General features: G+C 68.8%; 14 protein-coding genes. 6 read left to right on the plus strand and 8 right to left on the minus strand.

Annotated features, from left to right (window positions below; translation table 11 throughout):
- Position 1: 1 nt before the first annotated feature.
- Entirely contained in the window at positions 2–904 is a 903-nt protein-coding gene (locus AC1DW4_RS06670) for an SIMPL domain-containing protein (protein ID WP_477016467.1), read from the minus strand.
- Positions 905–1,093: 189 nt separating this feature from the next.
- Between AC1DW4_RS06670 and mdh the strand changes: the two genes are divergently transcribed.
- A complete protein-coding gene (mdh, locus tag AC1DW4_RS06675; RefSeq protein ID WP_477016468.1) occupies positions 1,094–2,056 on the plus strand; it encodes a malate dehydrogenase in 963 nt (320 codons plus the stop codon).
- A gap of 87 nt (positions 2,057–2,143) precedes the next feature.
- Here the strand turns inward: mdh and AC1DW4_RS06680 are convergent, their stop codons facing one another.
- Together AC1DW4_RS06680 and zapE are read right to left on the minus strand one after the other, a co-directional pair.
- A complete protein-coding gene (locus AC1DW4_RS06680; protein WP_477016469.1) occupies positions 2,144–2,665 on the minus strand; it encodes a YbjN domain-containing protein in 522 nt (173 codons plus the stop codon).
- A gap of 59 nt (positions 2,666–2,724) precedes the next feature.
- Positions 2,725–3,831, minus strand: coding sequence for a cell division protein ZapE (gene zapE, locus AC1DW4_RS06685; RefSeq protein WP_477016470.1), 1,107 nt, complete (start codon positions 3,829–3,831; stop codon positions 2,725–2,727).
- Positions 3,832–4,050: 219 nt separating this feature from the next.
- Here zapE and AC1DW4_RS06690 point away from each other — a divergent pair, with 219 nt between their 5' ends.
- From AC1DW4_RS06690 to AC1DW4_RS06700, 3 genes are read left to right on the plus strand one after another with little or no spacing between them, the layout of a single operon-like run.
- Entirely contained in the window at positions 4,051–5,097 is a 1,047-nt protein-coding gene (locus AC1DW4_RS06690) for an aspartate-semialdehyde dehydrogenase (RefSeq protein WP_477016471.1), read from the plus strand.
- A gap of 4 nt (positions 5,098–5,101) precedes the next feature.
- A complete protein-coding gene (rarD, locus tag AC1DW4_RS06695; protein ID WP_477016472.1) occupies positions 5,102–6,022 on the plus strand; it encodes an EamA family transporter RarD in 921 nt (306 codons plus the stop codon).
- Positions 6,023–6,032: 10 nt separating this feature from the next.
- Complete coding sequence (locus AC1DW4_RS06700; protein WP_477016473.1) at positions 6,033–7,502, plus strand: MFS transporter; 1,470 nt, start codon at positions 6,033–6,035, stop codon at positions 7,500–7,502.
- Here the strand turns inward: AC1DW4_RS06700 and AC1DW4_RS06705 are convergent.
- Together AC1DW4_RS06705 and AC1DW4_RS06710 are read right to left on the minus strand one after the other, a co-directional pair.
- Positions 7,487–8,635 (minus strand): serine hydrolase domain-containing protein, encoded by a 1,149-nt coding sequence (locus AC1DW4_RS06705; protein WP_477016474.1) that lies wholly within the window; start codon positions 8,633–8,635, stop codon positions 7,487–7,489. The two genes, AC1DW4_RS06700 and AC1DW4_RS06705, sit on opposite strands and share 16 nt — an antisense overlap.
- Complete coding sequence (locus tag AC1DW4_RS06710) at positions 8,632–9,867, minus strand: BaiN/RdsA family NAD(P)/FAD-dependent oxidoreductase (protein WP_477016475.1); 1,236 nt, start codon at positions 9,865–9,867, stop codon at positions 8,632–8,634. The genes AC1DW4_RS06705 and AC1DW4_RS06710 overlap by 4 nt, the downstream gene beginning before the upstream one ends.
- A gap of 65 nt (positions 9,868–9,932) precedes the next feature.
- Here AC1DW4_RS06710 and greA point away from each other — a divergent pair, with 65 nt between their 5' ends.
- Together greA and AC1DW4_RS06720 are read left to right on the plus strand one after the other, a co-directional pair.
- On the plus strand, positions 9,933–10,409 hold the full coding sequence (gene greA, locus AC1DW4_RS06715) for a transcription elongation factor GreA (protein ID WP_477016476.1): 477 nt from the start codon (positions 9,933–9,935) through the stop codon (positions 10,407–10,409).
- A 105-nt stretch (positions 10,410–10,514) separates the two neighbouring features.
- The gene (locus tag AC1DW4_RS06720) at positions 10,515–10,679 is read left to right on the plus strand and encodes a hypothetical protein (protein ID WP_477016477.1); all 165 of its coding nucleotides are present in this window, start codon (positions 10,515–10,517) and stop codon (positions 10,677–10,679) included.
- A gap of 12 nt (positions 10,680–10,691) precedes the next feature.
- Here AC1DW4_RS06720 and AC1DW4_RS06725 read toward each other — a convergent pair whose 3' ends face one another.
- From AC1DW4_RS06725 to AC1DW4_RS06735, 3 genes are all read right to left on the minus strand, one after another.
- Complete coding sequence (locus AC1DW4_RS06725; protein ID WP_477016478.1) at positions 10,692–11,369, minus strand: hypothetical protein; 678 nt, start codon at positions 11,367–11,369, stop codon at positions 10,692–10,694.
- A 145-nt stretch (positions 11,370–11,514) separates the two neighbouring features.
- A complete protein-coding gene (locus tag AC1DW4_RS06730; protein WP_477016479.1) occupies positions 11,515–12,267 on the minus strand; it encodes a DUF1223 domain-containing protein in 753 nt (250 codons plus the stop codon).
- Between the two features lie 55 nt (positions 12,268–12,322).
- Positions 12,323–14,491 (minus strand): prolyl oligopeptidase family serine peptidase, encoded by a 2,169-nt coding sequence (locus AC1DW4_RS06735; protein ID WP_477016480.1) that lies wholly within the window; start codon positions 14,489–14,491, stop codon positions 12,323–12,325.
- Between the last annotated feature and the right edge of the window lie 6 nt (positions 14,492–14,497).

The raw sequence follows: 14,497 nt of genomic DNA on the forward strand, positions 1-14,497 counted from the left end.
CTCAGTTCAGGCCATAGACCACGCAGGCCTGATCGGTCAGGGTCTGCAAGGGCGGCTGCAGCGCCAGTCGCGCCGCCTCGATCTGGGCTTCCGAGGGGGTCTGGCCCGCGATGGGGGCGGGCGGCGGTGGCGGTGGCGCGAAAGCAACGCGGTCCTCGCGTCGGCTGGCTGTGACCACGATGTCGTCGGAGTTTACCGTCGTGGCCTGGCTTGCTCCCGAACCATAGGACGGCCATCCAGCCAGCACGTCGGTCTGGCAGGCGCGCCCAGTCGGATCGATCACGCGCGCCGAGCCTAGTGTCGCCCCGGCGTTCTGGGCCGCCGCCTCGGCGCGGGTGCGGGCGTCCCGCATGGCGGCCCCGGCCAGATTGGTCTTGGCGACGTTGTCGGGTTCCAGGTTGAAATAGACCTGGCTGATGGAGTTGGGCTGGGACGCGACGACCGTGGCGTAGATCCGCTCCAGCAGGGAGACGTCACGCACGGAAAGGCTGACCGTCGCCTGGGCCTGGTAGCGTTCGATCCGGTCGGCGCGTGTATTGTCGCGCAGGACGCCGTTCTCGTCACGGTACTGGTCATACAGCGGCTGGGTCGACAGGCTGGTCTCGACGCGGACCTTTTCGACGCCATAAGCCGCCAGAGTCTGGCTCAGCGCCCGAACCTGATCGGCGGCCTTCCTCGAGGCGTCGGCCACGCTGCGGTCCACGACCTGGAAGGTGGCGGAAAAGCCCGCGCGGTTGGCCTGAAGCTCCACCCGCACATAGCCGATGGAGGCAATCACCGGATCGCGCATCCACCAGGGGGCCGGAACGTACTGCTGGCCGATCGTGGCCGGGGGCGTCTGGGCCAGGACAGGTCCCGCGATCGCGGACAAAAGCAGGGCGGCGGCGAAGGGTGCGCGCGTCATGTCGGCTCCTCGTCAATGGGGCGGCAAGCGTCGCAGGACGCGCCACCCGGGTAAACCCCCGCTTCCCCGCTTGCGAGCATGCCTTGCCGGGTCTAGACCGCCGCCCGACGATTTCTGACATCGCACAACAACAACCCACGCCAACCGGCCTCAAGTCGCGCGACGCGATAGGCCAAAAAAGGAATCCCCATGGCCAGAGCGAAGATCGCCCTCATCGGCGCCGGAATGATCGGCGGCACCCTGGCGCATGTGGCGGCGCGCGAGGCGCTGGGCGACGTGATCCTGTTCGATATCGCCGAGGGCACGCCCCAGGGCAAGGCGCTGGACATCGCCGAGGCCACCGCCGTGATCGGCTCGGACGTCTCGCTGAAGGGCGCCAACGCCTATGCCGACATCGCGGGCGCCGACGTCTGCATCGTCACCGCCGGCGTGCCGCGCAAGGACGGCATGAGCCGCGACGATCTGGTCTCCATCAACCTGAAGGTCATGAAGGCCGTCGGCGAGGGCATCAAGGCCCACGCCCCGAACGCCTTCGTCATCTGCATCACCAACCCGCTCGACGCCATGGTCTGGGCCCTGCAGAAATTCTCTGGCCTCCCCCACGAGAAGGTCGTTGGCATGGCCGGCGTGCTCGACTCGGCCCGCTTCGCCTATTTCCTGTCGGAGAAGACCGGCGTCTCGGTTCAGGACATCCACGCCTGGACCCTGGGCGGTCACGGCGACGACATGGTGCCGATGGTGCGCCACTCGACCATCGGCGGCCTGCCCCTGCCCGACGCCGTCGCGGCGGGCTTCCTGTCGCAGGGCGATCTGGACGCCATCGTCACGCGCACCCGCAAGGGAGGCGGCGAGATCGTGGCGCTGCTGAAGACCGGTTCGGCCTTCTACGCCCCGGCCGAGAGCGCCATCGCCATGGCCAAGTCCTATCTGCTGGATCAGAAGCGCGTCCTGCCCTGTGCCGTCTGGCTCAGCGGGCAATACGGTCTGTCGGACCTGTATGTCGGCGTCCCCGCCCTGATCGGTGCCGGCGGCGTCGAAAAAGTGGTCGAGTTTTCCACCAATGACGACGAAAAGGCCATGTTCGAGAAGTCGGTCGCCTCGGTCCAGGGCCTGATCCAGTCCTGCAAGGACCTCGAACCTTCGCTGGCTTGACGTCGCACAACGCGGCGATGCGCTGATCGATCGCAAAGTTTGGGAGGGCCGCGGAGCGATCCGCGGCCCTGTCGCATTCCGGGCTCCCTACTGGCCCGGGGGGACGGCGGGCGCAGCGGTCGCGGCCACCGTCACCGTGCGACCCAGGTCGTTGGACAGGCTGCGCCAGACCTGAATAGGGTCTTCCATCTGGGCCGGACCGATCACGGGGCTGAACAGCACGTCGTACTGCGCCACGGCCTGGCCCTCGTTCGCCTCGGTGGAATACGCGTAGAAGGCCTTCACGAAGCGGCGCTCGGCGTTCCAGCGCGCGACGATATCGGGCGTCGCCTGCGGGCCGGAGAAGGCCGCGGTGAACTGCACATCGGGGCAGGCTCCGTCGGTGCAGGAGAACAACGTCACCACCGACTTCACCGCGCCGTCCGTGATGGGGATGTAGACGCGGTCGCCCTCGATCTGGGGTGCGTCCACGGTCAGGCCGGACGCGGTCAACTGGCCGGTGACCTCGGCGACGGTCAAGCCCTTCCAGGTCCCGACCGGGAGCGCGGTCTGGGACCAGGCGGGGGCGGCGATCAGGGCAAGGGCGCTCAGCAGGACGAGGCGTTTCATAGGCGGGTTCCCAGAGGTCAGGCCCCATCCTTAGCGCGGATTGCGGCGCGCTGGCGACCTCAGGATGGGTTCGCCGCCTGATCCGCCGCCTCCAGCCAGCCCGCGCTCGACATTTCGTTCAGTCGCGAGACCGTTCGTTCGAATTCGAACGCGCCATCACCCGTGCGATAGAGGGCTTCCGGCGGGCCGGCGGCAAGGGCGACCAGCCGGGTCCGGGCCTCGTACAAGGCATCGATCAGGGTAACGAACCGACGCGCCGCCTGGCGTCGGTCGGGGGTCAGCACGGGAATGTCCGCGATGAAGAGGGTGTGAAACCGCGCGGCGATGGCCAGATAGTCCTGGGGGCCCAGGGGCCGGTCGCACAGCTCGTCGAACGTGGCGCGGGCCAGGCCCCCGGCGGTGCGTTCGATGACCACGTCACGCCCCAGGACCTCCAGGCGGGCCGGGCATTCCGGCATTCCGCCGCGCAGATCCTCCCAGAGCTGCTCGAAGCCCGCCCGGTCCCCCGCCTCATGCCAGACGCTCGAGGCCTTCAGCCGGTCCAGCCGCCAGTCGCGGGCACCGGACAGTTCGACGACCTCGCAGCGTTCGACGATGCGGTCGATGAAGGGCGTGAACAGGGGCCGGTTGATCCCGCCCCTGTAGAGCTGGTCGGGGGCGCGGTTGGAGGTGATGCAGACGACGACCTTTTTTTCGAACAGGGCGTCGAACAGCCGTCCCAGGATCATGGCGTCGGCGATGTCGGTGACCTGAAGCTCGTCGAAGCACAGCAGGCGCGCCTCCGACGCGATCAGGGCGGCGACGGGGGCGATGGGGTCGTCGCCCCTGTGCGCGCCGAAAACGGCTTGCCGGGATTTCCGGTCACCCTCGCGCCACTGGCGGATCAGGTCGTGGACCCGCGCCATGAAGGCATGGAAATGGGCCCGCGTCTTTCGCGGCTCGGGCGCGCAGACGAAGAACAGGTCCATCAGGATGGATTTGCCCCGACCGGGCGGACCCCACAGATAGACGCCCTGAACCTCGGGCACGCCGCCGAACAGCTTTCGCTTCCCCAGGTCGATCTCCAGACGCGAAAGGGCCGCGACGGCGGTCTTCTGCGCGGGATCGCGGGTCAGCAGCCCCTGTTTCAGGCGGTTTTCATAAGCACGGGCGATGCGGGAGGGCATGGCACCGGGGCATAGACGGGCCTGCCCACGCTGAAAAGGCGTTGCTTCGCAGACGCGAAGGGCTACATGCGAGGATAGAGGTTCGCCGACCTCGATATCTCCTCTCCGCGCTCAAGCAGCGAGGCTCCGCGAGCCGAGCGTGAGCGCCCCTAACCAAGATGCGCCCAAGCCGCAGGCGACCGCGTCGCGAGCGTCAGCGCGTCCGAAGGACCGACCAAGATGGGCTATAATATCGCGATCGTGGGCGCCACCGGCAATGTCGGGCGCGAGATGCTGACCATCCTCGAGGAACTGGAGTTCCCCGTCGATGAAATGCACGCGGTCGCCTCGCGCAAATCCAAGGGGATCGAGGTCGCCTGGGGCGACAAGACGATCAAGTGCGAGGTCATCGACAGCTTCGACTTCTCCAACGTGGACATCGTCCTGATGTCGGCGGGCGGGGACGTATCGCGCGAATGGTCCGAGAAGATCGGCAAGATGGGCCCGATCGTGATCGACAACTCGTCCGCCTTCCGCAAGGACCCGGACGTGCCCCTGATCGTGCCCGAGGTGAACCCCGACGCGATCAAGCTGGCCACCAAGAAGAACATCATCGCCAACCCGAACTGCTCGACGGCCCAGCTGGTCGTCGCGCTGAAGCCTCTGCACGACGCGGCCAAGGCCAAGCGGGTGGTGGTCTCGACCTATCAGTCCGTCTCGGGCGCCGGGAAGGAAGGCATGGACGAGCTGTGGAACCAGACCAAGGCCATCTATGGCCTGGGCGACGCCAAGCCGAAGAAATTCCCCAAGCAGATCGCCTTCAACGTCATCCCCTACATCGGGTCCTTCAACGAGGATGGCTATACCGACGAGGAGGCCAAGATGTGGGCCGAGACCCACAAGATGCTGGATCCGAACATCAAGCTGACGGTGACCTGTGTCCGCGTGCCGGTCTTCGTGGGTCACTCCGAGGCCGTGACGGTCGAGTTCGAGCGGCCTATCAGCCCCGACGAGGCGCGCGCCATCCTGCGCGAGGCGCCGGGCGTTCAGGTCATCGATAAGCAGGAGCACGACGGCTACATCACGCCCGTCGACGCCGCCGGCGAGCACGCCGTCTACGTCAGCCGCATCAGGAAGGACCACACGGTCGAGAACGGACTGGTGTTCTGGGTGGTGTCGGACAACCTGAGGAAGGGCGCGGCGCTGAACGCGGTCCAGATCGCCCAGCTGCTGGACGAGACCGGCACGATCAAGCCCAGAAGCGGGTATCGGTCGATAACGGTCTGAGGCCGTGACGCCGACGAGCCCCACCCGCGCCGCCTTCACCTCGGCGATCGGCTGCTACGTCATCTGGGGGTTCATGCCCCTGTTGTTTATCGGCCAGGCGGCGATCGGGTTCTCCGCGGCGGAGATCCTGTCGCATCGCGCCCTATGGTCGGTGCTGTTCGCAGGCGGACTGGTGCTGCTGGCCGGGCAGTCGAACCAGGTGCGCGCAGCGCTCGGCCAACCTCGGACGCTGGGCTGGCTGGCGCTGGCCACGGTGCTGATCGCCATCAACTGGGGTCTCTACGTTTGGGCCACGACCCACCATTCGACGCTGGAAGCCAGCCTCGGCTACTACATCAACCCCCTGCTCAACATGATCGTGGGGCTGTGGCTGTTCCGCGAGCGGATCGACCGCTGGGGTTGGGTCGCTATCGGCCTGGCCGCGATCGGGGTGCTGTTCCAGGCCCTGGCCCTGGGGCGGCCGCCGTGGATTTCCATCGCCCTGGCGCTGAGTTTCGGGGCCTATGGCGTCATCAAGAAGCGCGTGCCGGTGGAGGCGCAGGCGGGCCTGTTCATCGAATGCCTGCTGCTGCTGCCGTTCGGGGTCGTGTTTGTGACCTGGCTGCAGATTCACGGGCTGGGGCATGGGTTCGCGACGCCCGAGGGGTTCGGCTGGGCCCTTCTCAACGGGCCGATGACGGTCCTGCCACTGGCCCTGTTCGCGTTCGCCGCCCGGCGAATGCCGCTATCGACCATGGGGTTCATCCAGTTCCTGGCACCGACCCTGCAGTTCGGCATAGGCGTGGCGATGGGCGAGGCGTTCACACCGCTCAGGGCGGTGTCCTTCGCCTTCATCTGGTTGGGTGCCGGGGTCTTCGCGGCGGCTGCGGCCTTGCGTGCACGCGCGACCCGGCGAGCGATGGTCGATTCGGTGGAACCGGTCTAGCGTCGGCTTCATGAGCGCGGAACATCCCGACCTGTCCAAGGGCCAGAAGCGCTGGATCCTGGTGGCGACGGTGCTGGGGTCGGCGCTGACCTTCATCGACGGCTCGGCGCTCGGCGTGGCCCTGCCCTCGATCCAGCGCGACCTGGATGCGGGCCCGGCGGCGGCGCAATGGATTTCCAACGCCTATCTGCTGACGCTGGGTGCGCTGGTCCTGATCGGCGGGGCGGCGGGCGACCGGTTCGGGCGCAGGCGAGTGTTCCTGATCGGGGTCGTCCTGTTCGCCCTGTCCTCGATCGCCTGTGGTCTGGCCCCGACGGCGTCGCTGCTGATCGCCGGACGGGCGGTGCAGGGCATCGGCGCGGCATTGCTGACGCCGGGGGCCCTGGCACTGATCGGCGCGACCTTTCCGGCCAGCGAGCGCGGCGCGGCCTTCGGCACCTGGGCCGGCGCGGGGGCCCTGTTCGGCATGGTCGGGCCCCTGGTCGGCGGCTGGCTGGCCGACCATGCGGATTGGCGCTTCATCTTCTGGATCAACGTACCGCTGGCGATCGGCACGGTGGCCGTGGCGCTACGGGCGGTACCCGAGAGCCGCGACGACAGCGCCAGGGGGCTGGACTGGCTGGGCGCGCTGCTGGCCATCGGCGGGCTGGGCGCGCTGATCTGGGGGCTGACGGCAGCGCCGGATCTGGGCTGGATGCATCCGGGGGTGATCGGCGGGCTTGCGGGCGGGGCCGGGTTGCTGGCGGGCTTCCTGCTGGCAGAGGCGCGCGAGACGCATCCGATGATGCCGCTGGGCCTGTTCCGGTCGCGGGTCTTCTCGGGGATCAATCTGCTGACCCTGCTGCTGTATTTCGCGCTGGGCGGGGCGATGTTCTTCCTGCCGTTCGAGTTGATCCGAGTGCACGGGTGGTCGGCCACCGGGGCGGGGTCGGCCATGCTGCCGTTCGCGGTGATCATGAGCCTGTTCTCGGGGGCGGCGGGAAAGTTGGCCGACCGGTTCGGGCCGAAGCTGTCGCTCAGCGTCGGGCCGATGCTGGCCGGGGTCGGATTGGCGTTGCTGGCGATGATGGCGCCCGACGCGGGCTATGTCGCCGGGCCGCTGGCGGGGATGACGGTGATGGCGATCGGGATGACCCTGGCGGTCGGACCGCTGACGGCGGCGGTCATGGGAGCGGTGGCGGAGGGGCACACCGGCGTGGCCTCGGGCGTCAACAATGCGGTGGCGCGGATCGCGGGTCTGCTGGCCATCGCCCTGCTGGGGGTGCTGCTGTCGGCGGTGTTCGTGTCGGGCGTCGATGCGCCGGATGCGCGCCAGCAACTCGGCGCCGTCATGGCGGGCGACGGCGGCCTTTCGGATGGCGCGGTGAGCGCGTTCCACACGGCCTTCCGCACCGTGATGATCGCCTGCGCCGTTTGTGCGGTTCTGGCCGGGGTCATCGGCCTGCTGACCGCGCCCGGCAAGCCTCAGAAGGCGGCGTAGAGCGCCTCGATCAATCGTTGCGCGCGGGGGTCGCCGATCAGGTGCGGCGACTGGCGTGTCATGACATAGGCGGCCGACAGTCTGGCGGCGGGATCGGCGAAGGCGCAGCTGCCGCCCCAGCCGCAATGGCCCAGGGCCTCCGGGTTGGGTCCGAAGATGTTCAGACCTGCGTTGCGCATCAGGCCCGCGGCCCAGCTGATGACATAGGGCAGGACCAGATCCGGGCCGTGGATCCGTTCCCGTTTCGCCTGGGCCAGAACGCCGGGCGACAGGACGGCGCGGCCGTCCAGCATGCCGTCGTCGGCGACGATGCCCATGATGCGCGCCAGATCCAGCGCCGTTCCGTGCAGATTGGCCGACGGGATCTCGATCGTGCGCCACTCGGCCGAGCCGCGTCCCCCGGGAGCCGACCCCTTGTCGAGGAAGGCGGCCGTCTTGATCGCATCGATCGGTCCCAGGCTGGCGGCCGACGACGGCTTCCGAAGGGCCGCGACGCGGTCGTGCTCGGCCTCCGGCAGCCCGATCCACAGATCGAGACCGAACGGTTCGGAGAAATCCTGACGCAACGCCTGTCCCAGGGATCGACCGTCGGCGAGGCGGTGAACCTCGTTGGCGAGAAAGCCGACGGTGATCGGGTGATAGCCGGAGGCGGTTCCCGGTGGCCACATCGGTGCCTGGGCCGCCAGCCGATCCAGAACCGCCCTCTGGTCGAACCAGATCGCAGGGTCGGCGGGTGTGTCGAAGCCGGGCAGTCCGTCCTGATGCGACAGCATCTGGGCGATGGTGACCTCGCCCTTGCCATTGGCCCCATAGGCCGGCCACAGGCTGGCGACTTTCTCCTCGTAGGCCAGCTTGCCGCGCTGGACGGCCGAGGCCATCAGCAGGGCCATGATGGCCTTGCCGGTCGAGAAGACGGGGGTCAGGGTCCGGTCGGTGAACGGGGTCTGCTGGCGCGGATCGGCGTGTCCGGCCCACAGGTCGACGACGGTCTCGCCCGCGACCACGACCGAGAACCGGGCCGCCTGCTCGTTCAGGCCTTCGGGCGCCTCGGTGAAGTTCAGCGCGAAGGCGTCCTTCACGGCGGCGAAGCGCGGCGGGCACAGGCCGGAGATGTCGGGCGGGGTCGGGGTCATGCGGGCGTCTTATCCGACGACGATGACACGAGCCACCGCAGGACGCCGTTCGCGGCGACGACGCCCGAGGCCAGGCTGGCCTGAAGAAGATAGCCGCCGGTCGGGGCTTCCCAGTCCAGCATCTCTCCAGCCGCGAAGACGCCGGGCCGTGCGGTCAGCATCGATGATGGATCGAGGCCCGCCAGTCGGACCCCACCGGCCGTCGAAATGGCCCGCTCCAGACCCTGGATGCCGGTCAGCTTCAGCCGCACGGCCTTGATCCGCTTGGCCAGCTTGTCGAACCCCGGCGGGATGTCGCCGATTTCGCGCAAGGTCGCGATGGCGGCGGCGGACAGACCGCCGGCCTTGCGCAGATGGTTGGTCATGCTGTCCTTGCCCCGTGGCCGGGCAAGGCGTTCGGACAGCGCAGCCTCCGACAGGTCGGGCCGCAGATCGAGCGTCACCGTGGCGGTCCCCTCCGCCGCGATCGCGTCGCGCAGGAACGACGACAGGGCATAGATCGCCCCGCCCTCCAGGCCATAGCGGGTCAGCAGGACCTCCCCGCGTACCGATCTGTCGCCGAAAGACACGGTGACCGGCTTCAGGACCGCCCCGGCGAACCGGTCGATCAGCACCTCCGACCAGGTGACGTCGAAGCCGGCGTTGGCGGGAACCAGAGGCGCGACCTCAATGCCCTCGGCTTCGAGCCAGGGCCGCCAGGCTCCGTCCGACCCGAGCCTGGGCCAGCTGGCCCCGCCCAGGGCCAGGATCGTGGCGGCCGGATGCTCGATCCGTTCGCCCTCGGGCGTCTCGAACACCAGCGCCTCTCCCCGCCATCCGATCCAGCGCGATCGGGTTCGCATCTCGACGCCCAGGCCGTGCAGCCGACCCAGCCAGGAGCGCAGCAGGGGCGAGGCCTTCATCGCGCGCGGAAAGACACGTCCGCTGGATCCAACGAAGGTCGTCTGATCCAGACCGTGAGCCCAGGCGAGCAGGTCGTCGGGCGAAAAGACATCCAGCCAGTCGGCGACAGCGGGCGCGGCGGCCCCGTAACGGGAGAGGAAGGCCGTCTGATCCTCCGAGTGGGTCAGGTTCAGCCCGCCGCGACCGGCCATCAGCAGCTTGCGGCCGACCGAGGGCATCCGGTCGTGCACGACGACGCGTCGGCCCGCCCTGGCAAGGCTTTCGGCCGCCATCAGTCCGGCGGGTCCGGCTCCGATGACGTGGACGGCGGGTTCGGCGGGGTCGGTCATGGCCGTCCTCTAGCCTGCCGGGGCTTGCGGAGGAACGTCCGTGTCCCGCATACGCTAGAACGATCATGAGCGTCGCCTTCACTCGCGAGGAGGATCTGGAGGCCACAGCCGCCGATCTGCCGGATCGCCCCATCTCTCCGCACGCCAATCTGGTGACGCCCGAAGGGCTCGTCTCGATCGAACGGGCCCTGGCGGAGGCGCGCGCGGCCTATGGCGCGGCGCAGGCGTCGGGCTCGATCGAGGCGGACCGGACGGCCATGGCCCGGGCGACGCGCGACCTTCGCTACTGGTCGGCGCGGAGGGCCAACGCCCAGGTGGTGGAGACCGAACCCGACGGTCGGGTCCGCTTCGGCGGATCGGTCACCATCGCGCGCGAGGACGGCCGGACCCAGACGTGGCGTATCGTCGGCGAGGACGAGGCGGACCCTGCGAACGGCTCCGTCAGCCACGTATCTCCCCTGGCCCGCGCCCTGACCGGCAAGGCGGTCGGAGACGAGGCGATGGTCGCTGGCCAGGCCGTGGACATCATCGCAGTGGACTGAACGGCCGGTCCGCCCCACATTGATCATGACAGGCGCCCACCGGCGTCCCCGCCGCGACTCACCGACCGGGTCGGTCGCGTCAGCACCATTTCAAGAAGGACTTTCATGGCCCGCAAACCCAACTATGGCTTCGAACGGATGGAGCGCGAAAAGGCCGAGGCCGAAAAGGCCGCGCGCAAGGCGGCCGCCAAACAGGCCAAGAAGGACGCCAAGGCGCGGGGCGAGGACGTCGATCACCCCGACTGGGCCCCGCCGTCCGACGACGCCTGACGACGCCGGAGGTCAGTTGGTCAGGATCTGGACGCGTGACCAGACGCCGCCACGATTGACGACCTCGACCCGAAGCAGACCGGGCTGGGGTCGGTTCAGGGTGCAGACGGGATAGTGGTCGCGCGATCCGTCGGTGCACATGACGGCTCCCTGGGCGTCGCGGACCGTCAGGTCGATGTTGGTGTCGCCGTCCCCGATGGCGGCGACGCGCAGGATCTCGTTGCGCCGGGCCTCGACCGTGAAGCTGTAGGTCTCGCGCGCGCGCAGGCGACGAACCAGTACGATAGGACCCGGGCCGAAGGGCGAGGAACGGACCCCCTTGTCGGGCGAGCGCAGGCGCTGGATCTTCTCGAGGATATAGGGGGCGTCGGCGGCCAGGACCTCAGCCTCGTCCAGCAGGGTGGAAGAGGTCACGAAGGGCTCGTCGCCGTTCTCCGCCCGGCTGTGGATTTCAGCCATCATCCGCGACGCCACCAGCATGGCCTCGGCGTCGCCCCGCTGGCGCGCCCAGTCGGCGACCTCGGCGGCCGTCACGATCTGGGTGATGGCGCGGGCCTCGGCGTCCGGATCGGGCGTATGGCCTTGCCCCGACCGGTTCTGGGACCCGGCCGGGGCGGCGATCAGAGCGGCACCCAGGACGACGGCGAACGCGGCGGACCGACCCACAGTCCCCCGGGCGGATCGATGCATGCGCTGTCCCATCTTCGCCTTCCCCCAAAAGCGATGCCCGAGCGGCGACCGTGTTCGGATTGCGCCGTTCGAACGACGGCGGACAGTGACCGAAACTGATGGATTCGCCAAGGCTTAGCTGTCTTGGACCTAAGAGGGCGGCGATCTAATCCTGGCGCTGGGCCGCCGAGAGAATTCTGCGGTCGGCTCGTGCCTGAACGAGGACGACCGTGCGATCTTCCGCTTCGGTCGGTGTGGGCAGCGCCAGCAGGATCGGCTGGCCGCGCCAGGCACCCAGCCGGGTCAGGCTGCGCACCACATTGACCGACCCGACGACCCGACCTCGATTGTCGCCGCCGGACACGCTGACGTCCTGACGGCCGGGGCGATAGGTGATGGCCCAGACGTCAGCGCCACCGGTTGGAACCTGGCCGCTGCCGACGCCAACGGCATCGCCATCCTCGCGGAACTGGACCTCCGGCGGGAAGATCCGGCGGGTGGCCTCTTCATCGACGGCGTCCTGAACGGCGTCCGCGTCGGCCCCGGAGACCTGGCGTCGACCGTCGATCACGACCTGGGGGGTGTAGACGCCGCGCAGCCGCAGCGCCGACTGATAGGCTCTTTGTCGCTGGGCGAACTCGGGGCGCGCGAAGGTGTCGGCCCAGCCCAGGTAATCCCAGTAATCGACCGACCAGGTCAGGGCGATCACGCCGGGGGCGTCGGCCAATGCCTCCACGACCCGGTTGGCCTCCATGCAGCCCGCGCAGCCCTGAGCGGTGAACAGTTCGACCACCACCGGCTCGACCGGTCGGACGTTGCGGGTCGCGACGCGAGAGGCGGCGGGCTGGGCGGCCGATCCGACCGCGCCCGCGCCGATCAGGGCGACGACAGTCGCGATGAGCAAGCCCCGTGCGTTCATGGCGCGGAGTCCTAGCCGGAACCGTGGCGGACCGCGCCTCATAATCGCGTGAACCTCAGTCCATCAGCTGCTGGCTCAGATAGACATAGTGCCGGGCCCAGCGACGGGCGTTGGCGACCGGGTCGGCGTCGTTGGAGTGACCGCCACTGGTCTCCTCATAATAGAGATGGTCGTGGCCCTGGTCGGCCAGCCGCGCGGCGAACTTGCGCGCATGACCCGGGTGGACCCGGTCGTCGCGGGTGTTGGTGGTGATGTAGACGCGGGGATAGTCCACCTCGGGCCGCAGCTGCTGATAGGCCGAATAGCGGGCGATGAAGGCCGCGTCGCCAGGGATGCGCGGGTCACCGTATTCGCCGATCCAGGACGCGCCCGCCGGCAGGTCCTGATAGCGCAGCATGTCGATCAGGGGGCTTTCGATCACCGCCGCATTGAACAGCTCCGGGTGCTGGGTGATCGAGACACTGGTCAGGACGCCGCCGTTGGATCGGCCGTAGATGCCCAGATGCCGGGCCGAGGCGATGCCGCGCGCCGACAGATCGCGGGCCACGGCGGCGAAGTCGTCGAAGGCCCTCTGGCGGTTTTCACGCAGGGCGGCCTGGTGCCATTCGGGTCCGAACTCGCCCCCGCCCCGGATGTTGGCGACGACATAGGCCCCGCCGTTCTCCAGCCACAGCTTGCCCAGCTCCGGCTTGTAGGCGGGCGGATAGCTGACCTGGAAACCGCCGTAGCCGAACATGACGGTCGGGGTGGAGCCGTCGGTCGGCGCGTCCTTCGGCCGGACGACGAAATAGGGGATCATGGTGCCGTCGCTGGACGCGGCCTCGAACTGTTCGACGACGTGGGTCGAGGCATCGAACTGGGCGGGAGCCTGTTTGACCTGAGCCAGATCGCCGCTCGCCACGTTCGCCAGGCTCAGCGTCGGCGGGGTCAGGAAGCCCTGGCTCGACACGAATACCTCGCCGCGCGAGCGCGAACTGTCCCCGAGCGCCACCGCGCTGTTGGCGGGCACGGCGATGTCGTTCGTCCGCCATGTGACGTGAGCCCGCGCCGTCGTCTCGGGCGCGAATGTCTTCAACGTTCCGACGACGTTGTCCGACACCACGGCGACGATGCGGTCGGACATGACGGCGACGTCCTGCAGGGACTGACGCGGACCCGGACGGAAGATGACCTGAGGGTCGTTGTCGCTGACCACGGGGTCGGCCTGTTGCAGCATCGTCAGCGAAGCGATCACCAGATCGCCGGAGGCCAGCGAACCGCTGCCGACCGTCCAGGGCTCCTCCAGCGAGAAGACCAGTCGGCTGCCCATCGTGCCCTGTACGGCCACGCGTTCGGGTAGGGCGAGGCGCATGGCGCGGCCGTCGACCCACTGCCAGGTCTGGGCCCGGAAGGTGTCCAGCGGCCGACTGAACAGGACCGCTTCCACGACCCCGTCCTTGTCGCGATAGACGGCCGGACTGACGCCATACCCGCCATCGCCCTGTTCGCCGCGATAGACCTCGGTCGCCTCGGCCAGGGCCTGGCCGCGCGCCAGGGATTTGACGATGTAGGGATAGCCGCTCTCGGTCAGGGTTCCGGGGCCGAAATCGGTGGCGATCAGCAGGGTGTCGCGGTCCAGCCAGCTGAGCCGGTGCTTGCCCTCGGGCAGGACGAAGCCGCCGTCGACGAAGGTCTTGGTCGTCGTGTCGAACTCGCGCACGACCACCGCGTCCTTGCCGCCCTCGGACAGGGAGATCAGGCAGCGCGTTTCGTCCGGCGCCAGGCAGTTCGCGCCCTTCCAGACCCAGTCCTTGCCCTCGGCGCGCGACAGGGCGTCGATGTCGATCAGCGTCTCCCAGACCGGCCTCTCGGTGCGGTAGCTGTCCAGCGACGTCCGCCGCCATAGGCCTTTGGGGTTGGCCGCGTCCTGCCAGAAGTTGCCGATGCCCTCGCCCAGAAAGGACGGGCCGGGGATGCGGGCCGTGGACGACAGGATGTCGAACGCCTCGGACCGGAAGGTCTCGTAGCGCGGATCGCCCGTCAGGACCGCGAGGGACCGTTCGTTCTCGGCCCGCACGAAGGCCATGGCCTCGGTGCCCTCGACCTCCTCCAGCGCCAGATGGTCGTCGGCGGCGCGGACGCCGGCGGGGGACAGGTCGGCTGGGAAATGGGGCGGGGGGGTCTGGGCGACGGCGGGGGCGGAGATGGCCAGAACCGCGGAGCCAAGCAGCATCATACGAAACATGGTCGT

The organism is Brevundimonas sp. P2_A6 (genome assembly GCF_056404975.1).